Below are 23475 nucleotides of genomic sequence, written 5' to 3'. Positions count from 1 at the left end.
GCCCATGACCGTCTCAGTCGCGCCGATGCGGCTGCCACAGCACATCAGGCCGGCCCAGCGCCTTGTTCAGGTGGCGTGCCAGCACAAACAGCGCATCAGACAAACGGTTGAGATACTGGCGCGCCGCCACCGACACCTCGCTATCCTGCGCCGCAGTCACCACGGCACGTTCGGCACGACGGCAAACCGAGCGGGCCTGATGCGCCAGCGCGGCCTGGCGCGAACCGCCGGGCAGGATGAACTCCTTCAGCATGGGCAGCTCGGCATTCATGCCCTCCACCCACTCCTCCAGCATCAGCACATGCTCAGGCTTGAGCGCGGCATAACCCGGCACCGCCAGTTCGGAACCCAGATCGAACAGATCATGCTGCACGGCCAGCAGGCGCTGGGCGACCTCTTCCGGCAGATCCTCCGCCAGCAGTACGCCGATCACCGAATTCAGCTCATCCACATCACCCAGCGCCTGCACGCGCGGGCTATCCTTGCCCACGCGACTGCCATCGCCCAGCCCGGTACTACCATCATCCCCGGTTCGGGTGACAATGCGTGACAGTCTATGCCCCATCAGTCCTGCTCCCCTCGCGGGGCGTCATGCCGCCCCTGCTGTTCGCGCCCCAGCGCCAGAATGGCCTGGCGCAGGCTTTCTTTCAATGTTTCACCAAACAACATGTCGTAGTCTTCTTTCAATTGCTGCATCACGCCGGACAGCATGTTCTTGGCCTGCAGCTCCAGTGCATCCTGCAACCACAAGGACAGCTCCACCTTCATCCTTGGCAGCAGCTTTTCATACATCGCCTCCACCAGCGCCCGCTCATCCACCACCGCCACGGTTGCATCAGGCTTGCCAACCGGATTCATCAGCGCAGAAGCGGCTGTGGCCGTGGTCACTGCGGCGACATTGAGCACTTCCACCGCCTTGCCGGCCTCCGCAGCAGGCTGGGCATGGGCTTGCGGCATGGCAGCGGCAAAACTGGCACCGGCCAGCTCTTCCAGCAAAGGCGGTTCGATGACTTGCTCAGCTGCAGACTGCAATACTGGCTGGGCGACAGGCACAGGCTGAGTTGCCACTGCCTGCGGCTCGGCCTGCACTTCGTCTGGCAAGGCGGGAATAGCCGGCGCGTCCGGAGCTACGGCCGCCTGCCGCTCGCTGGCAAAGGGCGACTCGGCAAACAAGCCCTGCACAGTAGATGCAGCAGCCTTGACTACCGGCACCTCCGGCTCGCCATCCACCTCGGTTTCGCTCTCCTTGTCCACCTCGCCCACCGTGGGCCAGCCTTCTTCCTGCTCCAGCACCGGCAAGGCAGCAGCACTATCCGCCACGGCAGGCGCTGCCAGCTCATCCTGCCACTCCGCTTGCAGCAGTGGCGCGGCGGCGATCACGGCTGCTTCGTCCGGCATTTCCACTTCGGTTTCGTTGAGGCGGTCGACATCACCCAGGCTGGGCCAGTCTTCTTCCTGCTCCAGCACCGGCACAGCCAGTGCGCTGTCCGGCACGGCGTGCTCAGGCGGCTCGTCTTGCCACTCGGCTTGCAGCAGCGGCGCAGCGGCCTGCACTGCCGCGTCGTCCGGCAGCTCGCGCTCGGTTTCGTTCAGGCGGTCGACATCGCCCAGACTGGGCCAGTCTTCTTCCTGACTCTCTGCAGCGACAGCGCCCGGCAGATCGGCCATGGCGGCCCGCAACTCGGCCTCGCCCAGCGAGGCGAAGGTTTGCTGGGCTGCCGCCGGCGCAGCCGGTGCGGCATGAAAGCGTTGCAGGCTTTCTTCCTGCGCCAGCGTCAGTTCGGCCGCGTGCAACACCTCATCCAGCGAACTGGGCGTCGCCGCCACCAGTGCTTGCGCGCGCGCCAGCAATTCGGCGGCAGAGGGGCGGGCCTCTTCCACCTTGCCCACACCGCCACCCAGCACACCATCGGGCAGGCTATCCAGCGAAATGGACAAACCACCCGGCAAGGCCGGGGGCGGCGGCTCGGCAGGAGCAGATGGCATCGCTTCAGCCACAGCGGCAGATGGCGCGACCGGTGCTTGCCATATTGCGGCCGGCCGCTCGGCCGCTGGCTGTGGCGCCGTGGCAGGCGATGACGGTTCGGGCTGACTGCCCGCTGCCGACGCTGGCGGCACATGGCCATCCAGCATGAATTCAAAGCCATCAACCGCCATCACCGGCGCCTCCGGCCGCAACACCGGCGGCACCGGCGCCGCCGGCACAGGCTCTGGCCGCGCCTCGGGCAAGACCTGCTCCAGCGACAGCTCATCGGCCAGGGGCTCATCCAGATCGAGCGAGGGCAAGGCGGTCAGGTCGAGCGCGGTAGCAGCCGGCACCTCTGCCGGACTGACCACGTCCAGATCCTCCAGCGTCAGCTCCGGTATTTCCAGCTCGGCCATGGCGTGATCTGGCGGGGCCAGGGTTTGCTGCATCACGTCCAGCTCGCTGGAGAAGTCAAAGTCCGGGACATCCAGCACTTCCTCGGCCAGCACCGGCACGGCGGACTCATCCACCACTTCATCCAGTACCGGCAGGTCCAGCTCGTCCCAAGAGGGCAGATCAGGCATTGGCGACTCGTTCATGGTCACTTGTGGCTCATGTCGTGATGTTGGATTTCACAGCCCAGCGTTCGATAGGCCTTGAAGCGGTGACGCGCTGTGGCCAGTGCAGCCTCATCGCTTCCCACTATCTCCAGAATACGGGAAAAATGCTGCGGTGCGGGCGGTAATTCTGCCCCCAGGTTGAGCAGGACCGGATGCTGTAGCGCAGGCGGCAGTTCGGCCGTCAGCCAGATGGGCGTCTGCGCTGCCTCGGCCGCATCCAGCCGGCAATGGGCAATGAACTGGGTATCGCCCAGACACCACAGCCGGTTGCTGAAGGTGTCGAGCGCCCGCTCGTCTTCCAGCCACACCAGCAGGCGCTCTTGCTTGCGGAATACCGTTGCGGCCAGCTTGCAGGCGAACTCCTGCGGCTGGGCCACATTGGTATAAAAATCAATCCGCGTCATCTTCAACGATTTCAGGGGATTCACGGCGCGGACGGCCACGGCGCACCACATTGCCCAGGGCGATGTCGGCACGATCCTGCAGGAACTGCACCAGCAGCGGCACCGGACGGCCGGTGGCCCCCTTGTCCTTGCCGCTCTTCCAGGCGGTGCCGGCGATGTCCAGATGCGCCCAGTCGTAGGATTTGGCAAAGCGCGACAGGAAGCAGGCGGCGGTGATGCTGCCACCCGGACGGCCGCCGATATTGGCCATGTCGGCAAACGGGCTCTTGAGCAATTCCTGATACTCGTCCCACAGCGGCATGTGCCAGGCGCGGTCGGCCACTTCTTCGCCGGCCGCCAGCAGCTCACGCGCCAGGCTGTCCTGGTTGCTGTACAGGCCGGTGGCGACATGGCCGAGGGCGATGACGCAGGCTCCGGTGAGCGTGGCCACATCGATCACGGTGTCCGGATTGAAACGCTCGGCGAAGGTCAGCGCATCACACAGGATCAAGCGGCCTTCCGCATCGGTATTCAGTACTTCGATGGTCTGGCCGGACAGGCTGGTGATGATGTCGCCAGGCTTGACCGCATTGCCGGCCGGCATGTTTTCGCAGGCCGGGACGATGGCCACCAGATTGATCGGCAGCTTCATTTCCACGGCAGCGCGGAAAGCGCCCAGCACCGAGGCGGCGCCGCACATATCGTACTTCATCTCGTCCATGCCCTCGCCGGGCTTGAGCGAAATGCCGCCGGAATCAAAGGTGATGCCCTTGCCCACCAGCGTCAGCGGACGGTCGTTCTTGTCCTTGGCGCCCTGGTATTGCAGCACGATCAGCTTGGGTTCCTGCACACTGCCACGCGCCACGGACAGGAAGGACGCCAGACCAAGCTCTTCCAGCTGTGCCTGGCCATAGATTTGCACGCCACAGCCAAAGTCGGCCGCAATACGCTCGGCCTCGCCTGCCAGATAGCTCGGGGTGCAGACATTGGGCGGCAGATTGCCCAGATCCTTGGCCAGCTTCATGCCGTTGCCAATGGCCAGGCCGCGCTGCAAGCCCTTCTCGCCATCGGCCAGATCACTGCGACGCGGCACCGCCAGCGTCAGCTTGCGCGGCTCACGCACGCTTTCGTCCTGCTTGCTCTTGAAGCGGTCGAAGCGATAGAGCATGTCCAGTGTGACCACGGTGGCCTGTTCGATCATCCACTCGACATCGTGTTTCTTCACGGTGAGTTCGGTCAGATAGCTGACGGCTTCGGTGGCCGAAGTCTGGGTCAGGCTGCGGATGGAGCTGCGTACCGCTTCGCGGTATTCCTTGGCACGGAAATCGCGCTCCTTGCCCAGCCCCACCAGCATGACACGGTCACACAGGGTATGCGGCACCGAATGCAGCAACAGTGTGCTGCCCAGCTTGCCTTCCATGTCGCCGCGGCGGATCACATCGCTGATGAAGCCATTGGAGATGCGATCCAGCAAATCGGCTGCGAAGGTCAGCTTGCGCGATTCATAGACACCTACTATCACGCAGGCAACGCGCTGTTTTTCCGGGCTGCCGCTTTTTATGTTAAATTCCATCTTGTACTCCCGTGTAATGCGAGTGTCAGTTGTTCCACTTCTTGACAGGCTGTCTGCACCAGATTTTGTGCCGGAAAGCCCTGCCTGTAGCAGGCGAAGACAGAAGCTGCGTCCATCCCGAAATTTGCCGAAAACGGCGTTTCAGAGTTATCAAATCAAATTATCACTACGCTAGTCACAAAAAGTCAAAAAGGCACTGATAAATGGTTTTTCGTAAAAGCCTGACCCGAGAATTGACTTTTACCGCCCTGGGCGTATTTGTCGTCCTGCTGGCCATCATTCTCTCCACCCAGGCGATCAATTTGCTCGGCCGCGCCGCCGAAGGACAAATCGCCAATGAGGCGGTCACTGCACTGATCGGCTTCTGGGCGCTCGGCCTGTTTCCACTGCTGATGATCCTCACCGTTTTCGTCACCGTGCTGGTGGTGCTGACCCGTATCTGGCGCGACCACGAAATGGCCGTCTGGCTGTCGTCCGGCCTGTCGCTGCGCGACTGGGTGTGGCCGGTGATGCGTTTCACCATTCCGCTGGCCCTGCTGGTGGGCATCGTGTCGCTGTATATTGCCCCCTGGGCCGAAGAACGCAGCCAGGTCTATGCCGAAATCCTCAAGCGGCGCGAAGAGATCAGTGCCATTGCCCCGGGCGTGTTCAAGGAAACCGGTTCGGGCAGCAAGGTGTATTTCATCGAAAGCTATGGCGGCGAGCATGGTGCCGCCACCAATATCTTCATGCAGGACATGAGCGAGGGCAAGGTGTCCAGCATCTTTGCCAAGCGTGGCTACATTACCGTCAACGACGACAACGAGCGGGTACTGGTGCTGGAAGATGGCCGGCGCTATGTGGGTGAGCCGGGCCAGTCCAACTACGAAGTCGGCAGCTTCAAGCGTTATAGCGTGGTAGTGGGAAATAACCAGAAGCTGGTCGCGCGCCCGAACAATCGCCAGGCGCAAAGCACCAGCGCGCTGCTTGGCAGCAGTGATCCGGGCTATCGTTCGGAACTGGTATGGCGCCTGTCGATGCCGCTGAGCTGCCTGGTGCTGGCCTTCCTGGCCATCCCCCTGTCCTATTACAATCCGCGCAGCGGCCATGCCCACAACCTGGTCGTCGCCCTGCTCGCCTTCTTCCTGTACCAGAACAGCCTGACGCTGGTGCGCAACTGGATTACCCAGGGCAAGGTCGGCATGGCCAGCATTCTGCTGGTGCATGTCATCGTGCTGATCATTGCCGTTTTGCTGCTGAAATACCGTGACCGCCCGGCCAATACCGTGCGCCAGACCCTGAAATACTTCCTGCACAAGCACTGAGCCCGATGAAACTGATTTATCGCTACATCATCAGCGCGCTGACCCAGTCCACGCTGTTTACCCTGGCAGCCCTGCTGGGCCTTTATGGATTCTTCGACATCATCCATGAAGTGCCGGACCTGAACCAGGGCGGCTACCACATCGGCAAGATGCTGGCCTATATCGCCATGCAGGCTCCCGGCCATGCCTACGAACTGATGCCGCTGGCGGTGCTGATCGGCGGCATGGTGGCCATGACCCAGCTGGCCAGCTCCAGTGAATACACGGTGATCCGCACCTGCGGCATCACCCTGGCCCAGATTGCCCGCACCCTGCTGCTGTTCGGCCTGGGCTTCGCCATCCTCACCACCGCCCTGGGCGAATTCATCAGCCCCTACTCGCTGCAACAGGCCGAGCGCATGAAACTGTCGGCCATGCGCTCGATGGTGGCGCAGGAGTTCCGCTCCGGTATCTGGGTGAAAGACAACAACAACTTCATCAATGTCCATGAAATGCTGCCGGACACCACCCTGCTTGGCGTGCGCATCTATACCTATGATGATAATTATCAACTGGTGACCACCCGTTATGCCGAGCGCGGCAATTTCCTGCGCGGCACCCATATCTGGCAGCTGAGCAATGTGGTGGAAACCCATCTGTATGCCGATCACACCGAAAGCAAATCGGTGCCGCTGGCACAGTGGAGCTCCATCATCGAGCCGGACATCCTCAATGTGCTGCTGGTGGTGCCGGAACAGATGTCGGCCCTGAGCCTGATGAAATACATCGAACACCTGAGCGCCAACAAACAGCAAACCCAGCGCTACGACATTGCCCTGTGGGGCAAGCTGTTCTATCCGCTGGCCTGTGTGTCGATGGCGCTGGTGGCGCTGGCATTCACGCCGCAGCAGCGCCGCCACGGCCAGCTTGGCCTCAAGCTGTTTGCCGGCATTTGCCTGGGGGTGGGCTTTCACTTCATCAACCGCCTGTTCGGCCACCTGGGCTTGCTGTACAACTGGAACCCGGTGATCTCGGCCACGGTACCCACCCTGCTGTTTCTGTTCGCCGGCATCGCCCTCATCCTGAAACAGGAAAGACGCTGACATGGAAGAATCCACCACCGAGCTGACCCAGGACCTGCGCAAACAGCTGACCAGCACCCGCCAGCGGCTGGTCGAACACTATCTGGGCGAACGTGATCCGCAGCGCTATCTGGCGCAGCACAGTCTGGCGGTGGACCAGGTCCTGCAACAGCTATGGCAGCAGGCGGGGCTGGATGCCGATGCCTCGCTGATTGCCGTTGGCGGTTATGGTCGCGGCCAGCTATTCCCCTGCTCCGACATCGACGTGCTGGTCTTGCTGCCCAACCCCACCCCGGCCGAACTGCCGGAGCGGGTGGCGGCACTGATCAGCCGCATGTGGGATATCGGACTGGAAGTCGGCCACAGCGTACGCACCATTGAAGAATGCCTGCAGGAAGCGGCAGCAGACATCACCATCGAAACCAATCTGCTGGAAAACCGCCTGATCGCCGGGGTGGCCGCGCCCTACCAGCAGCTGATTTCCCGCCTCGACTGCCAGCGCGACCCGCTGGCCTTCTTCGAAGGCAAGACGCTGGAGCAGCAACAACGCCACAACCGCCACTTTGGCGTCACCAACAATCTTGAACCGAATATCAAGGAAAGCCCCGGCGGCTTGCGTGATCTGCACACCATCCTGTGGATCAGCAAGGCCATCGGGCTGGGTGAAAACTGGAGCGATCTGGTACAGCGCGGCATCCTCACCCAGGCCGAAGCCCGGCTGATCCACCACAGCGACCGCCAGCTGCAGCGCTTGCGCATCGACCTGCACATCCTGGCGCGCCGGCGCGAAGATCGGCTGATTTTCGACCTGCAGCAAAGCATGGGCCTGGCCTGGGGCTTGCAGGACACGCCGGCCAAACGCGCCAGCGAGCAGGTGATGCAGCTTTACTTCCGCGCCGCCAAGACGGTGAGCCAGCTCAATGGCATCCTGCTGCCCAATCTGCGCGCCCGGCTGTATTCGCAGGTGCCGCGCATCACCCAGAACCTGAACGAGCGCTTTTATTCGGTGAACGGCATGCTGGGCATCCGCCGCCCCGATGTCTTCGAAAAAGAGCCGTCCGCCATTCTGGAAGCCTTCCTCATGCTGCAGCGCAATCCGGAACTCACCGGCTTTGCGCCGCGCATGCTGCGCGCCTTGTGGCATGGTCGCAGCCATATCAACGACCGTTTCCGCAAGAACCCGGAAAACCGTCGCCTGTTCATGCAGATGCTGCGCGAGCCGGGCCTTACCCGCTGCCTGCGCCGCATGAATCTGTACGGCGTGCTGGGGCGTTATCTGCCGGGCTTTGGCCGCATCGTCGGCCAGATGCAGCACGACCTGTTCCATGTTTACACCGTGGATGAACACATCCTGATGGTGGTGCGCAATCTGCGCCGCTTTGCCATCAGCGCCTTCAACCACGAATACCCCTTCCTGTCACGGCTGATCAACGACTTCGAGCGCCCGGAAGTGCTCTATGTAGCCGGCCTGTTCCACGACATTGCCAAGGGTCGTGGCGGCGACCACTCCACCCTGGGCATGGTGGATGCGCGTGAATTCTGCGAACAGCACGAACTGTCGGCCGAGGACACCGAACTGGTGGTGTGGCTGGTGGGGCAGCACCTGACCATGTCCAGCATCGCGCAGAAACAGGACATCTACGACCCGGACATCATCCAGCGCTTTGCTGAGCTGACTCGCACGCCGCGCCGGCTGGCAGCGCTGTATCTGCTGTCAGTAGCCGATATCCGCGGCACCAGCCCCAAGGTATGGAACGCCTGGAAAGCCAAGCTGCTGGAAGACCTGTATAACGCCACCCTGCGCGTACTGCTGCGCGGCGGCGAAGTGGACCTGAATTCGGAGCTGGAAGAACGCAAGACGCAGGCGCTCAGCCTGCTGCGCCTGTATGCGGTGCCGGCCGGTGTGGAGCAAAAACTGTGGTCGCAGCTGGACATGGTGTACTTCCTGCGCCACGAAGCACGCGAAATCGCCTGGCATGCGCGCATCCTCAACCGCTTCGTCAATATCGATACGCCGATGGTGCGGGCGCGACTGTCGGATGACCATGAAGGCATCCAGGTGCTGGTCTACACCCCGGACAAGCCGGAGCTGTTTGCCCGCACCTGCGCCTTCTTTGGCCGCACCAACTACAGCATTGCCGATGCCAAGGTCTACACCACGCGCCACGGCTATGCGCTGGATACCTTTCATGTCTTCATCCCCGAGCACCACGACGGCGATTATCGTGACATGATCAACTTCATCGAATTCGAACTGGCCGAATGCCTGCGCCTGGAAACACCGCCACCGCCGCCAGCCAATGGCCGTATCAGCCGCCATCTGAAGCACTTCCCCATTGCGCCGCAAGTGCTGATCCGCCCGGACGACAAGGACAATTACTATGTACTGTCCATTGTTGCCGGCGACCGCCCCGGCCTGCTGGCGCGCATTGCCAAGGTGCTGGCGGACTACCGCCTGAGTGTGCAGTCCGCCAAGATCATGACCCTGGGCAGCCGTGCGGAAGACTCCTTCCTGATCAGTGGTCCCGGCCTCAAGGACGACAAGACGGTATTGGCCCTGGAAAGCGCGCTGATCACCGCCCTGCGCATCTGAATGCGCTCAGGCCGCCAGCGGCGGCCTGACACAGGCTTTGACCACAGGCGGCTGGCGCCGTATGCTGCAGTATCAACTTACGCAAACGTAATGCCATGCTCTATTTCGAAGACCTGACACCCGGCCGCTTGTTTCACACGGCCAGCCACACCCTTACCCAGGACGAAATCATCCAGTTCGCCCGCCAGTTCGACCCGCAACCCTTTCACACCGACCCCGTGGCTGCCAAAGCCAGCGTGTTCGATGGCCTGGCCGCATCGGGCTGGCACACCAGCAGCCTGACCATGCGCCTGATCACCGCCAGCGAGCTGAAAGAAGTCGCCAACGGGCTGATCGGCATGGGCATCAAGGACATGCGCTGGCCGCAGCCCACCCGCGCAGGCGATACCCTGCGTGCGGAAATCGAAGTACTGACAGGCAAACGCTCGACCAGCCAGCCGGGTTTTGGTGTGGTGCAACTGCGCTGGACCACCCGCAACCAGCGCGACGAAATCGCCATGCAACTGGAAACCGCAATCTGGGTCGCCTGCCGCCCGGCAGCCTGAGCCACCGCAGGCGGTCACCATGAAAAAACCTGCCGTCCGCAAGGATGGGCAGGTTTTTCTGTCATACCGCCGTCAACAATCGCTCAGCGCTGCTGCCATTTACTGAAGGTGTCGGTCAGCTGCGCCAGATCGACCGAAGTCTCGGCCAGATGGCTGGCACTGTCACCAATCGACTGCGTGGTGTGCAGATCCTGCTCGGACAGCGCATTCAATTGCTCCAGCGCCGCCGCCATCACATTGATGGAGTCGGACTTGCTGCTCATCTCCCGCGCCAGTTGCTGCGCCTGCTGGCTGGACTGTTCCGCCGCCTCGATCAGGCCCTGCAGATTGCCGGACGACAGACGGATCTGGCCATTGACCTCGTCCACCTCCTCCACGGTGGCATCCATGCTGCTGACCGCCGAATGGGTGATCTTGCCGATTTCCTCGACGATGCCACCAATGGAGTCCGTGGTCTTGGTGGTGCGCTCCGCCAGCTTTCTGACCTCATCCGCCACCACGGCAAAGCCGCGGCCCATTTCGCCGGCACGTGCGGCCTCGATGGCTGCATTCAGCGCCAGCAGATTGGTCTGATCGGCGATCTCGCGGATCAGCGTGGTCATGCTGCGGATGCGGATCATGGCTTCGTCCAGCTCCACCATGGCACCGCGCGACTGCGACACCACGCTGACCGCACGCTGTGCCGCCGTGGTGGCCGCATCCATGGTCTGCCGCCCCTCGCGCGCCACCTGCTGGGTGTGTTGCGAGTCCTGTTGATTATGCTCGGCCAGCCGCACCACATCCTGCACCGCCAGGCTGAGTGACTCCATATTGTGGCTGATCTGGTTCAGACCCTGGCGCTGCTCCACTGAGCGCTCCTGCAAAGCATGCATGTCATCCAGCAGCCCATGCGCCTGCTGCTTGGTGTAATGGCTGGCACGCATCACGTCGGCAATGGTGGCGCGATAGTGGATGCGCAATGCTTCCAGCGAAGCCAGCACCTTGCCCAGCAAGCCGCCTTCATGCGCCTGGATGGCATGATCCAGCCGGCCTTCCTGCAAATCCTGGAAACGGCCATCCAGCACGGCCAGCGCGGAACGGATGCGCAACCAGCCCCAGGCGCCACTGCCCAGCGCCAGCAGGCTGCCACCCACCCCGACGGTTTCCCGCAGCAGCTGCATGGAGTCGGGCAGGAAAAACGAAACCACGGCCACTGCCGAGCCAAACAAGGCCAGCGCAGGCGCCACTTTCAGCACATCGCGTTGTCTGGCATAGCGCTGCAGGGTGGAAGGCAGGGTGGCCTGCTTGTCCATTACCTGCCGGTACAGCGCGGCCGCCGCATCCACATCCTGACGGCTGGGGCGGGAGCGCACCGACATATAACCCACGATGCGGCCATGCTCGGTAATCGGCGTCACATAGGCTTCCACCCAGTAGAAATCGCCATTCTTGGCACGGTTTTTCACAATGCCGCGCCAGGGCTTGCCTGTCTTTACCGTATCCCACAAATCAGCGAAGGCTGCCGGCGGCATATCCGGATGCCGCACCATATTGTGGTTCTTGCCCAGCAACTCGGCTTCGCTGAAGCCGCTGATTTCAATGAAGGCACGATTGGCATAGGTGATGCTGCCTTTCACATCGGTCTTGGTCACGATGGGATTGACAGGATCAACACTCAGCTCCGTGGTGGTGACAGGCAGATTGATCTTCATTTGATGTGTTTTCTTGCGTTAATTTTAATTATTTAAAACAAATGATTTAATCTCACCATTCTAACAACAAGCGCTAGGCTTAGCATATGAAACCTGCGACCAATTACCAGTCGCAGCCGCAAATAAAAACCCGCTCAAGGCGGGTGGGGTAAGCGCCGCCAACCACCGCGCGCTAAAGGTGGTACGGCAAGGAGGGGCGGCGCCGGAGCGGGAGCCTGCCGGTGGACCCAATGGCCGCCAGCAGTGCCAGCGCGGGCAGTGGCCAGCCCGGCAAGCGGTGGCGTCAGCGAGAAACCTGGATCATGGCGGCATCCTTCAAGGCAGACAGGTCACGGCCGCCGGCATAGCTCACCGATGACTGCAGGTCTTCCTTCAGCTCGCGCAGCAGCTTGCCGATGCTGCCCTTGTACTCCACCAGGATTTTCTTGCCCTCGACATTGACATAAGCCCCCTTGTTGAACTGCGAGGCGCTGCCAAAGTATTCCTTGTAATGCTTGCCGTTGATCTCGACGATTTCACCGGCCGACTCGTCATAACCGGCAAACAGCGAGCCGGCCATGATCATGCTGGCACCGCAGGCCAGCGCCTTGGCCATGTCGCCATGCTCGACAATGCCACCATCGGCAATCACCGGCACTTGCACTGCGGCGGCACAGTCCTTGACCGTGCTCACCATCGGGCGGTGAAAGCCGGTCTTGTTCTTGGTGATGCAGACACGGCCACCGGCAATCCCGGCCTTGATGGCATCGCAGCCCCAGCTTTCCAGGTCACGGGCGGCTTCGGCGGTAGCGATATTGCCGCCAATCAGGAAGCTGCCGGGGAATTGCTGCTTGATATGCTTGATCATGCGTTCGGCCTTGACGCACCAGGCATTGGCCACGTCCAGGGTGATGTATTCCGGGGTCAGGCCAGCGGCTTTCAGCTCGGCCAGTTGCTGCATGGTATCTTCGTTGACACCGACACTGATGGAGGCAAACAGACCTTTTTCCTGCATGGCGGCGGTAAAGCGGCAGGCATCCACATTGAAGCGGTGCATGGTGTAGAACCAGCCCAGGCGGGCAAATGCTTCGCAGGTTTCCTCATCGACCACCGATTTCATATTGGAAGGGTAGATCGGCATGTCAAAACGGCGCGGCCCGAATTGCACCGAGGTGTCGCACTCCTTGCGGCTGTCGACCACGGTTTTCTTGGGGACGAGGTAGACGTCGCCATAGTTCAGTTCGGTAGTAATCATGCAAGTATTCCCTTCAGGCTGTAGTCGATAAAAATGCAGGGGCCCCAATAAAAAACGGGAGCCTCATGGGCTCCCGTTTACGGATTCTCCTGCGCCGCCTCAGCTGGGCTCGCACGCAATGTCGAAGTAAATCTACGCCGGCAATTTCTTCACGTCAAGCAATAATTTCTTCATGTGAAGATTATTTATCAAACCAGCAACCATCCTGCGGTTCGCCCAGCCACTGCAAAATCGGCTTCCAGGCATCACGATCCTTCTGGGTACGCGAGGGCGGCAGGTCAAACAGGGTCATGCCGGTGGCGGCTGCCTGCACATACAGCTGGGTATCACGCAGCCAGCTGAGCACCGGTACATCATGCTCGGCCAGGAAACGCTCCAGCTCCTTGGCCGAACGGGTGCGCGGATCAACCCGCATGCCGACCACGGCCATGAACACCTTGCTCTTGCGCACCGCTTTTTCCGCCAGCAGCTGTTCAAAAAACTCGCCACTGGCCCACATATCGAAAGGGGAAGGCTGAATCGGGATGATGATGCGCTCGACCCGTGCGATCAGTGAGGCCATTTTTTTGCCATGCAAGCCAGCGCCGCTGTCCAGCACAATCACTTCGGTGCCCTTGGGCGGCTTGGCCGGCGCACCGGCCGATACTTCCCAGCCCTGAATCGCCGGCAATGCCGACGACCGTTCCTGCAACCAGCGCAATGAAGATTGCTGCCGATCCACGTCGCCCAGCATGACATTACGACCGGAACAGGCAAAGTAACCTGCCAGATTGGTGGCTAAAGTCGACTTGCCACTACCACCCTTGGGATTCGCTACCAGCACAGACTGCACAATGGACCTCGCTCACTTGGTGATCGAGCCACTATACCAGAGTCATCATGCTTGCAGGCAGGGGCTTGCCACATTAGGCTGACGCGCTGGAGGAAAACAAAGCAATGAATGCAAACATGCAAGCCATCCTGTTCGACATGGATGGACTGATGATCGACACCGAAAGTGTCAGCGGCCAGTCCTGGCTGCTGGCTGCTGCCGAAGTGGGCGTAACCATCCCCGAACAGGTCATCCTGGGCATGGTCGGGCTGTCGGTGCACAAATGCCGCGACCATGTCGCCGCGCATTTCCAGGACCACAAGCTGGCGGAAACACTCAGCCAGCGCTGCCGTCATCACTACCATCAGCTGATGAGTACCGGCGAACTCAGGCTCAAACCCGGCATCATCGAAGTGCTGGACTGGGTACAGGATCAGGCCATTCCCCATGCAGTGGCCACCTCGACCCAGCGCCTGATGTGCGATCTCAAACTGCAACGTAGCGGATTGGGGCCTTATTTCCAGCACACCGTTGCCGGCGATGAAGTGACCAATACCAAACCGGCCCCGGATGTCTACCTGGCTGCGGCAGCCCTGCTGGACATCGCACCGGCGGCCTGCGTGGTACTGGAAGATTCGCTGATCGGCATGCGGGCGGCACTGGCGGCCGGCATGCGGGTGATTCTGGTGCCGGACATGCTGCAGCCGGCCGCACATGAAACAGCCGGCGCACTGGCCGTCTGCCAAGACCTGCACCAGGCACTGCTGCTGCTGCAGACCCTGTAGACCACCCGCCCCAAAAAACAAGGGCCACTGCAATGCAGCGGCCCTTTCCCAGGCTCCTAGATCATCAAGCGTCGGCGCGAATGCGGGCGATCAGCTCGTCCCGCACCTGCTCATACTGCTCGATGCCAATCTGGCAGGTACCGGCCGCCTCATGCCCGCCACCGCCGTATTGCAGCATCAGTGCACCGACATTGGTAGGGCAGCTGCGATCGATGATCGACTTGCCGGTGGCAAACACGATGTTCTGCTTGTTCAGGCCCCACATCATGTGAATGGAGATATTGCACTGCGGATACATGGCATAAATCAGAAAGCGGTTGGCCGGGTAGATGGTTTCTTCCTGCAGCAGGTCAAGCAGCAGCAGATTGCCATGCACCTGGGCACAGCGCTGGATCTGCTCACGCGCCTGCTCCTGGTACTGCCTATACAGGTCCACCCGTTCCTTCACATCCGGCAAGGCCAGGATTTCCTCGATGCTGTGATCGCGGCAATAACCGATCAGATCCATCATCAGCTGATAGTTGCTGACGGTGAAATTGCGGAAACGGCCCAGCCCGGTACGGGCATCCATCAGGTAATTGAGCAATACCCAGCCGCTTGGATCAAGGATTTCATCGCGGGAGAACTGGGCAGAGTCGGCCTTGTCCACCGCCTCCATCATTTCGTCGCTGATACGGGTAAAAACCTGCTTGCCACCGAAATGGTCGTACACCACGCGGGCTGCCGAGGGGGCGGACGGATCGATGATGTGGTTATCGTGCTGACCATTGCGCAGCGTTTCCGACAAATGGTGATCAAAGGCCAGATAAGCGCCCGGCACATAAGGCAGGTTGGTAGTGATATCACGCTCGGTGATTTCCACCTTGCCATCCTGCATATCCTTGGGGTGAACAAACTTGATTTCATTCACCATGCCCAGCTCGTTCAGCAGCACGGCACAGACCAGGCCGTCAAAATCACTGCGCGTCACCAGGCGGTATTGCTGTTGCGACATCATTTTCTCCCCGAGATCAAGTCATATCAGCCGTGCCGACCCGCCAGCGCTGGCGGCAGGCAGCATCAGCTTTCATCCGTCATGAAATATACCTCACCCGCCAGCAGGTCGTGCAAGCGTGTTTGCAAGGCTTGGCTCTGTGCCAGCGGCATCGACAAGGTCAACACCACCTGCTCGCCGTATGCCGCCGCATCCACACTGATCGCCAGCTCGGCACAACAATGGCGCAGGCGCGACTCGCTGGCAAAGCCGACACGCGCCAGGCAGCTTTGCCGCGGCACCACCGGTTGCAACTGCGCAGTTTGCAATGCCGCATTGACCGCCTGAGTATAGGCGCGCACCAGGCCGCCCGCCCCCAGCTTGATGCCACCAAAATAACGCACCACCACGGCCAGTACATTGTGCAGTTGCTTGTGCATCAATACGTTGTATATAGGGCGGGCCGCCGTACCGGATGGCTCGCCATCATCGTCCAGCATGGAGTCACCGCTCACCAGCAGCACGGCGCAATAATGACGGGCATCGGGCCACTGCCGCCGCAAGGCGGCCAGTTGCAACATGGCTTCATCCCGGCTTTGCACCGGGTATAAACAGGCAATGAAGCGGCTTTTCTTGATGTCGATTTCCGCCATGACAGGCGCTACCAGCTGAAACATTGCTACGCTTTCCATGGTCAAAGCAAATGGAGTGGCCTGCATGGTAACGCCAATCCGCAATCGCCGCCCGCAACATCATCAAAAGGAGCCACGCCATGCCAGCCCTGTTGATCGTTCTGACCCTGTTACTGGAAGCACTGTGGCTGGCACTGGACAAGTACTGGCTTGATATGGAACAAGAAGCCGTGCTGGCCAGATACCTGCCTGACCGGGATCACTGCTGAAAGCAGTTGTCAGTCGCCGCATTCAGCATGAGAATGCCAAATCCATCGTCATGAAAGACGCCTTACCTTGACCCACACCATCTGGTTGGTCGCCGCCTTGCTGGCGCTGATCGCAGAGTTCATGTCCGGCACCTTCTACCTGCTGGTGCTGGCGCTGGCACTAGCCATGGCCGGCCTGGGCAGCCTGGCTGGCGCCAGCGAGACGCTCTGCTGGTTGCTGGCCAGCCTCAGCGGCAGCATCGGCGTAGGCTGCGTGGCGCGCTGGCGCGCCCGTCAGCGTCGAGGCAGGCCCACCACGACAGCGGTGGATGATCCTGACCTTGGCCAGACAGTGTGTATCAGCACGCTGCTGGATGGCAGACTGGCCCGCGTGCACTATCGCGGCACGGAATGGCAGGCCCGCCTGAGCGGCGACGGCCCATGGCAGGCCGGCATGCAGGCCTACATCCATGGCCGCGACGGCAATGTGCTGATTCTTTCCCTCAAGCAAACGGAAACCCGCTAATCATGGAATTCTTCATCATTCTGTTCCTGGCCGTGGTGGTATTCATCATCAAGTCGGTCAAGGTCGTGCCGCAGCAGCATGCCTATATTGTCGAACGCCTGGGCCGCTACCATGCCACGCTGACGCCCGGACTCAACATCCTCATTCCCTTCATCGACCGCCTGGCCTACAAACACAGCCTGAAAGAAGTGCCGCTGGAAGTACCCAGCCAGATCTGCATCACCCGCGACAACACCCAGCTGAAAGTGGACGGCATCCTGTACTTCCAGGTGACCGACCCGCAGCGCGCCTCCTATGGCACCAGTGACTACCTGCTGGCCATCACCCAGCTGTCGCAGACCACGCTGCGCTCGGTCATCGGCAAGATGGAACTGGACAAGACTTTCGAAGAGCGTGATGAAATCAACCAGATCGTGGTGGCCTCGCTGGATGAAGCCGCCATCAACTGGGGCGTGAAGGTATTGCGCTATGAAATCAAGGACCTGGTACCCCCACAGGACATCCTGCACTCGATGCAGGCACAGATTACCGCCGAGCGCGAAAAGCGCGCCCGCATCGCCCAGTCCGAAGGGGTGAAGATGGAGCAGATCAACCTGGCCAACGGTGCACGCGAAGCCGCCATCCAGAAATCACAAGGCGAGATGCAGGCCACCATCAACAACTCCGAAGGCAACAAGCAGGCTGCCATCAACAAGGCCCAGGGCGAGGCCGAGGCACTGCGGCTGGTGGCCGATGCCACGGCCGATGCCGTACGCCGCGTGGCCGAGGCGGTCAAGGTGGATGGCGGCATCGAAGCGGTGAACCTGAAGGTGGCCGAGCAATATGTCGCCGCCTTTGCCCAGCTGGCCAAGCAAAACAACACCGTCATCCTGCCGGCCAATGTGGCCGACGTCAGCTCGCTGGTGGCTACGGCCTTGAGCGTGGTCAAGCAAAGCAATCGTTAACATTTTCAACATGACGTCAGCCTTGCCCTGTCTTGTATAACGGGCAGGCTGCCCCCATAATCAGCCGCATGAAATTTTTATCCGACTTTCTTCCGGTAGCCCTGTTTTTCGGCAGTTACCTGATCACCCACGACATGTTCCTCGCCACCAAGGTGCTGGTTGCCGCCACCACCTTGCTGTTTGCCTGGACATGGTTCAAACACCGCAAGGTGGACGCCATGCAATGGATCAACCTGATCCTCAGCGTGGTGCTGGGTGCGGCGACCGTGATTTCGCACAACGACCTGTTCATCATCTGGAAATTCACCGTTCTGTACTGGCTGATGGCGCTGGCCTTGCTGGTCAGTGACTTCATGGGCAAGAACGGCCTGAAACTACTGATCGGCGAGCAACTCCAGCTGCCACAAGCCATCTGGCGCAAGCTGGCCTATGCCTGGGCTGCCTTCTTCAGCGCCATGGGCGCACTGAATCTGTATGTTGCCTTCAACTTCAGCCGTGAAATCTGGCTGAGCTTCAAGCTGTTCGGCAGTCTGGGCCTGATGGTGATTTTCATCATCGCGCAAAGCCTGTTCCTGTCCAAATACATCGAGGATAAAAAATAATGCTGTACATCATCAGCGGCCAGGACCATCCCGGCAGCCTGGACAAGCGGCTGGCCTCCCGTCCGGAACACCTGGCCCGTCTTTCCGCCCTGCAGGAACAAGGCCGCCTGGTACTGGCCGGCCCCTGCCCGGCCATCGACAGCATCGATCCGGGCAGCGCCGGTTTCACCGGCAGCCTGATCGTGGCCGAATTCGCCAGCCTGGAAGAAGCCCGCAACTGGGCCGATGCCGACCCCTATGTTGCTGCCGGCGTCTACGCGGCGGTGGAAGTAAAGCCCTTCCGCAAGGTATTTCCCGCATGAGTGACACCGTCGCCCTGCTGCAAGCGGCACTGCAAGCACTGCAACCCGAACATCTGGAAATCGAGGATGACAGTGCGGCACATGCCGGCCATGCTGGCGCCCGCTCCGGCGGCGGCCACTACAATCTGCTGATCGTTTCCAGCCGCTTTGCCGGGCTGGGCAGCGTGGCCCGCCACCGGCTGGTCTACGCCACCCTGGGCGATCTGATGCAAACCCGGGTGCATGCGCTGGCCATTCGCGCACTGACACCTGACGAACTTTGATTTCGAGAAAGAGTTATCCATGAAAAACGCCCGTATCGCCGCCCTGCTGCTGGCAGCCAGCATCAGTGTTCCGGCCATGGCCGAATCCATTGCCATGGTCAATGGCAAGGCCATCGACAAGACCGATCTGGACAATGCCGTCGCGCTGGTCGTGCAGAACAGCAATGGCAATGTGCAAGACTCCCCCGCCCTGCGCCAGCAGGTGAAGGACACCCTGATCAACCGCGAAGTGATCCTGCAGGAAGCCCAGAGCCGCAAGCTGGACCAGCAGCCGGCCTTTATCAAGCGCCTGGATGAAGTGCGCCAGGACATGCTGCGTGAAGCACTGTTTGCCGACCTGCTCAAGCAGGTGAAGATCAGCGATGCCCAGCTGCAGGAACGCTACGCCCAGACCCAGAGCAAGTTCGCCGGCACCAAGGACGTGCATGCGCACCAGATCACCGTTGGCAGCGAGGCCGAGGCACAGAAAATCATCGACAGCCTGAAAAAGGGCGGCAAGTTCGAAGAGCTGGCCAAGAGCCGTTCGCTCGACCCGGCAGCCAAGCAGAATGGCGGTGACATGGGCTGGGGCAATCTGGCACGCATGGAGCCGCAATTGGCCGAAGTGCTGAAGGGGCTGAACAAGGGCCAAGTCAGCAGCAAGCCGATGCAGACCCGCGTGGGCTGGATCGTGTTCAAGGTTGACGATGTACGCGATGCCAAACTGCCGCCGCTGGAAGAAGTAAAACCGCAGATCGAACGTCAGCTGCAGGAAGAAGCCATTGCCAAGGCAGTGGACGAACTGCGCGGCAAGGCGAAAATCCAGTAACACCACACCACTGCAAGTAACAACAGGAATACATCATGCGCAAGACTTTGCTGGCAAGCGCCCTGCTGGCCGCCCTGAGCACCACCGTCGTACTGGCTGCCGGCCCGTCCGTGAATGGCAATGAAATCTCCCAGGCCCGCATCGACGCCGTCGTGCAAATGATGGCCGCCCAGGGTCAGGCCGCTGACGACAAGACCAAGGACATGGTCAAGGATCAGCTGATCACCGCCGAAGTGCTGCGTCAGGAAGCCATCAAGAAGGGCTTCGACAAGACGGCCGACTTCAAGGCCGAACTGCAAAACATGGAAGCCATGGCCCTGGCCAACCGTGTGATCAAGGATTTCCAGAAAGCCAACCCGGTCACTGACGACCAGCTGAAGGCCGAATACGACAAGCTGGTGGCTTCGGTTCCGGAAACCAAGCAATACCACGCCCGTCACATTCTGGTAGGCAGCGAAGCGGAAGCCAAGGCCGTGATCGAAGCCCTGCGCAAGGGCAAGGCCTTCGACCTGCTGGCCAAGGAAAAATCCAAGGATCCGGGCAGCAAGGCTAGCGGCGGCGATCTGGGCTGGCAGGAAGCCGGCACTTTCGTACCGGAGTTCTCCGATGCCATGGCCAAGCTGAGCAAGGGCCAGGTCACCGCCAAGCCGGTGAAAACCCAGTTTGGCTGGCACATCATCAAGCTGGACGACGTGCGTACCGAGCGCAATGTTCCCTCGCTGGAAGATGCCCGTCCGCAGCTGACCCAGCGCATCATGGGCGCCCGTATCGAAAAATACGTGGGCGACCTGAAGGCCCAGGCCAAGATCCAGCAGTAAACCGTCATCGGCCCGGCTTGCCGGGTGATGCGCAGAAAAAAAGGGATGCTCACGCATCCCTTTTTTACCTGCCCGTGCCAGCCAGCATCAGTCCTCGTCGGCCCAGCCTGGTGCGCGCTTGCCGAGAAAAGCCGCCACGCCTTCCAGCTGCTCCTCGCCGCCCACCAACTCCAGCAAAGCCTGCCGACCTTGCTGCAGATGCTGCTCCAGCGACAGGTTCACGCTATCCTCGATCAATTGCCGGGCACGCGCCACGGCCTGCGGTGCCTGATTGGCCACCTTGCCAGCCAGGCTGACAGCGATGATCTTGGCAAAGCCCGGATCGACAATCTCCTCTACCAGACCGATATCATAGGCTTTTTGCGCGTCGACAATCTCGCCGCCCAGAATCATCCGTTTGGCCCAGGACACCCCCACCTTGTCCGCCAGCCGTTTACAGCCGCCACCGGCCGGCAGCAGGCCGACCCGGGCTTCCGGCAGGCCCAGTCTGGCACCACGTTCCACCACCATGTAGTCGCACATCAGGGCGCACTCCAGTCCGCCACCCAGGGCATAACCATTGATGGCAGCCACCGTCACGCCGGAATAATTGCGCACGGCGGCAAATGCAGCCGCAAAAGCATCCAGCAGGGCCTGTGCCTCCTGCTTGCTGCCGGCAGCAAACAGATTCAGGTCGGCACCGGCACAAAAAAAGGCATCGCCCGCCCCGGTCAACACGACCGAGCGCACGCTCTTGTCCGACTGCAGCGCTGACATCAGCCCGGCCAATTCCTGCAGGCTGGCAATGGTCCACAAGTTGGCGGGAGGGTGATTGATGGTGATGATTGCAGACTGGCCCAGATGTTCAAGCGTCAAATACTTGGCCATGTAGTTTCCTCAGTTTCTCTATGGGTCGTTACACATTGCGGCTCCTGCCCGCGTGGCCTTGTTACCAGACCATCCCCGATACCGACAGGAAAGAATGAGCATTCTCAGGGCTTGCACCACCTTTTTCCAGCATGGAATGCCGATATGCTCAACTTTTTTTCTAGATGGCTGCGCACTTGAATGCCAAACAGAATTTGCGTTTTTTTTACTATTACCATGTCACAATTTGCCTAATATTCAGGCAATCCGGCCTGTTGGCCGCTCTGTTAGAATAGAGGTTTAAGCAACAGGCTGTCGCATGTTAGAAACAAACTTCTGGATCATCTTCCTGACCGGCCTGCTGGGTGGCGGACATTGCATGGGCATGTGCGGCGGCATCATCACCGCGCTCACGCTGAACCTGCCGGCCGGGCAACGGCGCTGGCTGATCCTGCTTTCCTACAATATCGGTCGCATCGGCAGCTATGTGCTGGTGGGCGTCCTGCTGGGCGGCCTGGCCGGCGCCGGCCTCAGCCTGCTGACGGCGCGGCCGGCACAGCTTGCCTTGCTGGTGCTGGCCAACCTGATGCTGATTGCCATGGGCCTGTACCTGGCTGGCCTGTCTTCCGCCATCACTGCCCTGGAAAAACTGGGCCGGCCGGTATGGGCCCGTCTGCAACCCCTGCTGGCACGCTTGCTCCCCATCCGCAGTCCACGCACGGCACTGCTGGCAGGCATGCTGTGGGGCTGGCTGCCCTGCGGTCTGGTATACAGCGCCTCATTGTCCGCCCTGGCCAGCGGCAAAGCCACTCAGGGCGGTTTGCTGATGCTGGCTTTCGGCCTGGGCACCCTGCCGAATCTGTTGCTGATGGGGGTGTTTGCCGACACCTTGCGCCAGTGGCTGCAACAAAAACCGGTGCGTCTACTGGCTGGTTTGCTGGTTGCCGGCATGGGTCTGACTCGACTGGCACTGCTGGCTGCCGCTCATTAAAAAAGCCGTCGCGTTGGCGCGACGGCTTTATGAACGGATACGCAGACTGCCGCTGCCGCGTCAGCGAATGGACTTCAGGATGGTTTCCACATTGTAGTGAAACAGCTTGAGGTAATCGCTGGCCGGGCCGCTGGGCTTGGACAGGGCATCGGCATACAGCTCGCCGCCGATCTTCACCTTGGCTTCGCGGGTCAGCTGCTCCAGCAGGCGCTTGTCGGTCATGTTTTCCATGAACACCGCACTGACCTTTTCCTGCCGCACCTGGCGCACCAATTGCGCCACCCCCTTGGCCGAGGCTTCGGCTTCGGTGCTGACGCCCTGGATGGCCAGCAGCTTGATGCCGTAACGTTCACCAAAATAGCCGAAGGCATCATGCGAGGTCAGCATCTTGCGCTTGGCTGCCGGAATGGCGGCAAATTCCTTGGCCGCCCAATCGTCCTGCTGCTTCACCTTGGCGGCAAACTCCGCGGCACGGCGGGTATACTCCGCCTTGCCTTGCGGGTCGGCCTTGATCAGGCCATCGGTGATGTTGCGGATATAGACTTGCACCCGCTGCGGATCATGCCAGGCGTGCGGATCCACCATCTCATGGCCATGTTCTTCGCCTTCTTCGGCCGGCGCCAAGCGCGTCTTGATGCCCTTGCCCGCCTCGACCAGCACGCCCTTGAAGCTGGAAGCCTTGGTCAGACGACCCATCCAGCCCTCCAGACCCAGACCGTTGGTGACAAACAGCCGCGAAGCCGACAGTTTCTTCACATCGGCAGGCGATGGCTGAAACACATGGGCATCCTGATCGGGCCCCACCAGCGACACCACATCCACGCGATCGCCGCCGATTTGACGGGCCATGTCACCCACAATGCTGAAACTGGCCACCACCGGCAGCTTCGCCGCCAGGGCAAAGGCCGGCAGACTCAGCAATAACAAGCCGAACAGGCTTTTTTTCATGCCATCTC

General features: G+C 60.8%; 25 protein-coding genes. 14 read left to right on the top strand and 11 right to left on the bottom strand.

Annotation, left to right across the window (positions count from 1 at the left end; genetic code table 11):
• Positions 1-13 precede the first annotated feature (13 nt).
• From JHD64_RS08940 to JHD64_RS08925, 4 genes are read right to left on the bottom strand one after another with little or no spacing between them, the layout of a single operon-like run.
• Positions 14-565, bottom strand: a complete 552-nt coding sequence (locus JHD64_RS08940; protein WP_199053017.1) for a cob(I)yrinic acid a,c-diamide adenosyltransferase — start codon at positions 563-565, stop codon at positions 14-16.
• The gene (locus JHD64_RS08935; RefSeq protein ID WP_199053016.1) at positions 565-2565 is read right to left on the bottom strand and encodes a hypothetical protein; all 2001 of its coding nucleotides are present in this window, start codon (positions 2563-2565) and stop codon (positions 565-567) included. Before JHD64_RS08935 ends, JHD64_RS08940 begins: the two co-directional genes overlap by 1 nt.
• A 2-nt stretch (positions 2566-2567) precedes the next feature.
• Complete coding sequence (locus JHD64_RS08930) at positions 2568-2990, bottom strand: DNA polymerase III subunit chi (RefSeq protein WP_059284946.1); 423 nt, start codon at positions 2988-2990, stop codon at positions 2568-2570.
• Positions 2977-4542, bottom strand: coding sequence for a leucyl aminopeptidase (locus tag JHD64_RS08925; RefSeq protein ID WP_199053015.1), 1566 nt, complete (start codon positions 4540-4542; stop codon positions 2977-2979). The genes JHD64_RS08930 and JHD64_RS08925 overlap by 14 nt, the downstream gene beginning before the upstream one ends.
• A gap of 203 nt (positions 4543-4745) precedes the next feature.
• Between JHD64_RS08925 and lptF the strand changes: the two genes are divergently transcribed.
• From lptF to JHD64_RS08905, 4 genes are all read left to right on the top strand, one after another.
• Positions 4746-5846 carry an LPS export ABC transporter permease LptF gene (lptF, locus tag JHD64_RS08920; protein ID WP_199053014.1) on the top strand — a complete coding sequence of 367 codons (1101 nt, stop codon included), beginning with the start codon at positions 4746-4748 and terminating at the stop codon, positions 5844-5846.
• Positions 5847-5851: 5 nt separating this feature from the next.
• Positions 5852-6928, top strand: coding sequence for an LPS export ABC transporter permease LptG (gene lptG, locus JHD64_RS08915; protein WP_059284948.1), 1077 nt, complete (start codon positions 5852-5854; stop codon positions 6926-6928).
• A gap of 1 nt (position 6929) precedes the next feature.
• Positions 6930-9500: a [protein-PII] uridylyltransferase gene (locus JHD64_RS08910; RefSeq protein WP_199053013.1), complete on the top strand. Its 2571-nt coding sequence runs from the start codon at positions 6930-6932 to the stop codon at positions 9498-9500.
• Positions 9501-9595: 95 nt separating this feature from the next.
• Positions 9596-10045, top strand: a complete 450-nt coding sequence (locus JHD64_RS08905; protein ID WP_059284949.1) for a MaoC family dehydratase — start codon at positions 9596-9598, stop codon at positions 10043-10045.
• 83 nt (positions 10046-10128) lie between these two features.
• Here the strand turns inward: JHD64_RS08905 and JHD64_RS08900 are convergent, their stop codons facing one another.
• The 3 genes from JHD64_RS08900 to JHD64_RS08890 form a co-directional block, all read right to left on the bottom strand.
• Positions 10129-11736 carry a PAS domain-containing methyl-accepting chemotaxis protein gene (locus JHD64_RS08900; protein WP_059284950.1) on the bottom strand — a complete coding sequence of 536 codons (1608 nt, stop codon included), beginning with the start codon at positions 11734-11736 and terminating at the stop codon, positions 10129-10131.
• A 283-nt stretch (positions 11737-12019) separates the two neighbouring features.
• Complete coding sequence (locus JHD64_RS08895) at positions 12020-12970, bottom strand: GMP reductase (protein WP_199053012.1); 951 nt, start codon at positions 12968-12970, stop codon at positions 12020-12022.
• A gap of 181 nt (positions 12971-13151) precedes the next feature.
• On the bottom strand, positions 13152-13793 hold the full coding sequence (locus JHD64_RS08890) for an AAA family ATPase (RefSeq protein WP_239688532.1): 642 nt from the start codon (positions 13791-13793) through the stop codon (positions 13152-13154).
• Positions 13794-13906: 113 nt separating this feature from the next.
• On the opposite strand from JHD64_RS08890, the gene JHD64_RS08885 reads away from it, so the two are divergent.
• Complete coding sequence (locus tag JHD64_RS08885) at positions 13907-14566, top strand: HAD family phosphatase (RefSeq protein WP_199053011.1); 660 nt, start codon at positions 13907-13909, stop codon at positions 14564-14566.
• A gap of 64 nt (positions 14567-14630) precedes the next feature.
• Here the strand turns inward: JHD64_RS08885 and JHD64_RS08880 are convergent, their stop codons facing one another.
• Both JHD64_RS08880 and JHD64_RS08875 read right to left on the bottom strand, forming a co-directional pair.
• A complete protein-coding gene (locus JHD64_RS08880) occupies positions 14631-15563 on the bottom strand; it encodes an exopolyphosphatase (protein ID WP_199053010.1) in 933 nt (310 codons plus the stop codon).
• 62 nt (positions 15564-15625) lie between these two features.
• Positions 15626-16216 (bottom strand): YigZ family protein, encoded by a 591-nt coding sequence (locus tag JHD64_RS08875; protein ID WP_059284954.1) that lies wholly within the window; start codon positions 16214-16216, stop codon positions 15626-15628.
• Between the two features lie 95 nt (positions 16217-16311).
• Between JHD64_RS08875 and JHD64_RS22215 the strand changes: the two genes are divergently transcribed.
• From JHD64_RS22215 to JHD64_RS08840, 8 genes are all read left to right on the top strand, one after another.
• On the top strand, positions 16312-16440 hold the full coding sequence (locus JHD64_RS22215) for a hypothetical protein (protein WP_255524340.1): 129 nt from the start codon (positions 16312-16314) through the stop codon (positions 16438-16440).
• Positions 16441-16507: 67 nt separating this feature from the next.
• A complete protein-coding gene (locus tag JHD64_RS08870; protein ID WP_199053009.1) occupies positions 16508-16945 on the top strand; it encodes an NfeD family protein in 438 nt (145 codons plus the stop codon).
• A gap of 2 nt (positions 16946-16947) precedes the next feature.
• Complete coding sequence (locus JHD64_RS08865; protein ID WP_059284956.1) at positions 16948-17889, top strand: SPFH domain-containing protein; 942 nt, start codon at positions 16948-16950, stop codon at positions 17887-17889.
• Positions 17890-17957: 68 nt separating this feature from the next.
• The gene (locus JHD64_RS08860; protein WP_059284957.1) at positions 17958-18491 is read left to right on the top strand and encodes a septation protein A; all 534 of its coding nucleotides are present in this window, start codon (positions 17958-17960) and stop codon (positions 18489-18491) included.
• Positions 18491-18793 (top strand): YciI family protein, encoded by a 303-nt coding sequence (locus tag JHD64_RS08855; RefSeq protein ID WP_059284958.1) that lies wholly within the window; start codon positions 18491-18493, stop codon positions 18791-18793. The genes JHD64_RS08860 and JHD64_RS08855 overlap by 1 nt, the downstream gene beginning before the upstream one ends.
• A complete protein-coding gene (locus tag JHD64_RS08850) occupies positions 18790-19056 on the top strand; it encodes a BolA family transcriptional regulator (protein WP_059284959.1) in 267 nt (88 codons plus the stop codon). The genes JHD64_RS08855 and JHD64_RS08850 overlap by 4 nt, the downstream gene beginning before the upstream one ends.
• A gap of 19 nt (positions 19057-19075) precedes the next feature.
• A complete protein-coding gene (locus tag JHD64_RS08845; protein ID WP_199053008.1) occupies positions 19076-19864 on the top strand; it encodes a peptidyl-prolyl cis-trans isomerase in 789 nt (262 codons plus the stop codon).
• Between the two features lie 35 nt (positions 19865-19899).
• Positions 19900-20682 (top strand): peptidylprolyl isomerase, encoded by a 783-nt coding sequence (locus JHD64_RS08840; protein WP_059284960.1) that lies wholly within the window; start codon positions 19900-19902, stop codon positions 20680-20682.
• A gap of 87 nt (positions 20683-20769) precedes the next feature.
• Here the strand turns inward: JHD64_RS08840 and JHD64_RS08835 are convergent, their stop codons facing one another.
• On the bottom strand, positions 20770-21549 hold the full coding sequence (locus JHD64_RS08835) for an enoyl-CoA hydratase (protein WP_110313307.1): 780 nt from the start codon (positions 21547-21549) through the stop codon (positions 20770-20772).
• Positions 21550-21847: 298 nt separating this feature from the next.
• Between JHD64_RS08835 and JHD64_RS08830 the strand changes: the two genes are divergently transcribed.
• Positions 21848-22519, top strand: a complete 672-nt coding sequence (locus JHD64_RS08830) for a sulfite exporter TauE/SafE family protein (protein ID WP_199053007.1) — start codon at positions 21848-21850, stop codon at positions 22517-22519.
• Between the two features lie 60 nt (positions 22520-22579).
• Here the strand turns inward: JHD64_RS08830 and JHD64_RS08825 are convergent, their stop codons facing one another.
• Positions 22580-23467, bottom strand: a complete 888-nt coding sequence (locus JHD64_RS08825; RefSeq protein ID WP_199053006.1) for a metal ABC transporter substrate-binding protein — start codon at positions 23465-23467, stop codon at positions 22580-22582.
• Positions 23468-23475: the final 8 nt, after the last annotated feature.

Origin of the sequence: Aquitalea sp. ASV15, from assembly GCF_016429115.1 — a bacterium.
Classification (GTDB): Bacteria; Pseudomonadota; Gammaproteobacteria; order Burkholderiales; family Chromobacteriaceae; genus Aquitalea; species Aquitalea magnusonii.
This window is presented reverse-complemented; position numbering and strand designations above follow the sequence as displayed.

Bases quoted from the DNA above. Each gene is read 5' to 3' on its own strand.
- JHD64_RS08940 (WP_199053017.1), bottom strand. From the start codon at position 565: ATGGGGCATAGACTGTCACGCATTGTCACCCGAACCGGGGATGATGGT.
- JHD64_RS08935 (WP_199053016.1), bottom strand. From the start codon at position 2,565: ATGAACGAGTCGCCAATGCCTGATCTGCCCTCTTGGGACGAGCTGGAC.
- JHD64_RS08930 (WP_059284946.1), bottom strand. From the start codon at position 2,990: ATGACGCGGATTGATTTTTATACCAATGTGGCCCAGCCGCAGGAGTTC.
- JHD64_RS08925 (WP_199053015.1), bottom strand. From the start codon at position 4,542: ATGGAATTTAACATAAAAAGCGGCAGCCCGGAAAAACAGCGCGTTGCC.
- lptF (WP_199053014.1), top strand. From the start codon at position 4,746: ATGGTTTTTCGTAAAAGCCTGACCCGAGAATTGACTTTTACCGCCCTG.
- lptG (WP_059284948.1), top strand. From the start codon at position 5,852: ATGAAACTGATTTATCGCTACATCATCAGCGCGCTGACCCAGTCCACG.
- JHD64_RS08910 (WP_199053013.1), top strand. From the start codon at position 6,930: ATGGAAGAATCCACCACCGAGCTGACCCAGGACCTGCGCAAACAGCTG.
- JHD64_RS08905 (WP_059284949.1), top strand. From the start codon at position 9,596: ATGCTCTATTTCGAAGACCTGACACCCGGCCGCTTGTTTCACACGGCC.
- JHD64_RS08900 (WP_059284950.1), bottom strand. From the start codon at position 11,736: ATGAAGATCAATCTGCCTGTCACCACCACGGAGCTGAGTGTTGATCCT.
- JHD64_RS08895 (WP_199053012.1), bottom strand. From the start codon at position 12,970: ATGATTACTACCGAACTGAACTATGGCGACGTCTACCTCGTCCCCAAG.
- JHD64_RS08885 (WP_199053011.1), top strand. From the start codon at position 13,907: ATGAATGCAAACATGCAAGCCATCCTGTTCGACATGGATGGACTGATG.
- JHD64_RS08880 (WP_199053010.1), bottom strand. From the start codon at position 15,563: ATGATGTCGCAACAGCAATACCGCCTGGTGACGCGCAGTGATTTTGAC.
- JHD64_RS08875 (WP_059284954.1), bottom strand. From the start codon at position 16,216: ATGTTTCAGCTGGTAGCGCCTGTCATGGCGGAAATCGACATCAAGAAA.
- JHD64_RS22215 (WP_255524340.1), top strand. From the start codon at position 16,312: ATGCCAGCCCTGTTGATCGTTCTGACCCTGTTACTGGAAGCACTGTGG.
- JHD64_RS08865 (WP_059284956.1), top strand. From the start codon at position 16,948: ATGGAATTCTTCATCATTCTGTTCCTGGCCGTGGTGGTATTCATCATC.
- JHD64_RS08860 (WP_059284957.1), top strand. From the start codon at position 17,958: ATGAAATTTTTATCCGACTTTCTTCCGGTAGCCCTGTTTTTCGGCAGT.
- JHD64_RS08855 (WP_059284958.1), top strand. From the start codon at position 18,491: ATGCTGTACATCATCAGCGGCCAGGACCATCCCGGCAGCCTGGACAAG.
- JHD64_RS08850 (WP_059284959.1), top strand. From the start codon at position 18,790: ATGAGTGACACCGTCGCCCTGCTGCAAGCGGCACTGCAAGCACTGCAA.
- JHD64_RS08845 (WP_199053008.1), top strand. From the start codon at position 19,076: ATGAAAAACGCCCGTATCGCCGCCCTGCTGCTGGCAGCCAGCATCAGT.
- JHD64_RS08840 (WP_059284960.1), top strand. From the start codon at position 19,900: ATGCGCAAGACTTTGCTGGCAAGCGCCCTGCTGGCCGCCCTGAGCACC.
- JHD64_RS08835 (WP_110313307.1), bottom strand. From the start codon at position 21,549: ATGGCCAAGTATTTGACGCTTGAACATCTGGGCCAGTCTGCAATCATC.
- JHD64_RS08830 (WP_199053007.1), top strand. From the start codon at position 21,848: ATGTTAGAAACAAACTTCTGGATCATCTTCCTGACCGGCCTGCTGGGT.
- JHD64_RS08825 (WP_199053006.1), bottom strand. From the start codon at position 23,467: ATGAAAAAAAGCCTGTTCGGCTTGTTATTGCTGAGTCTGCCGGCCTTT.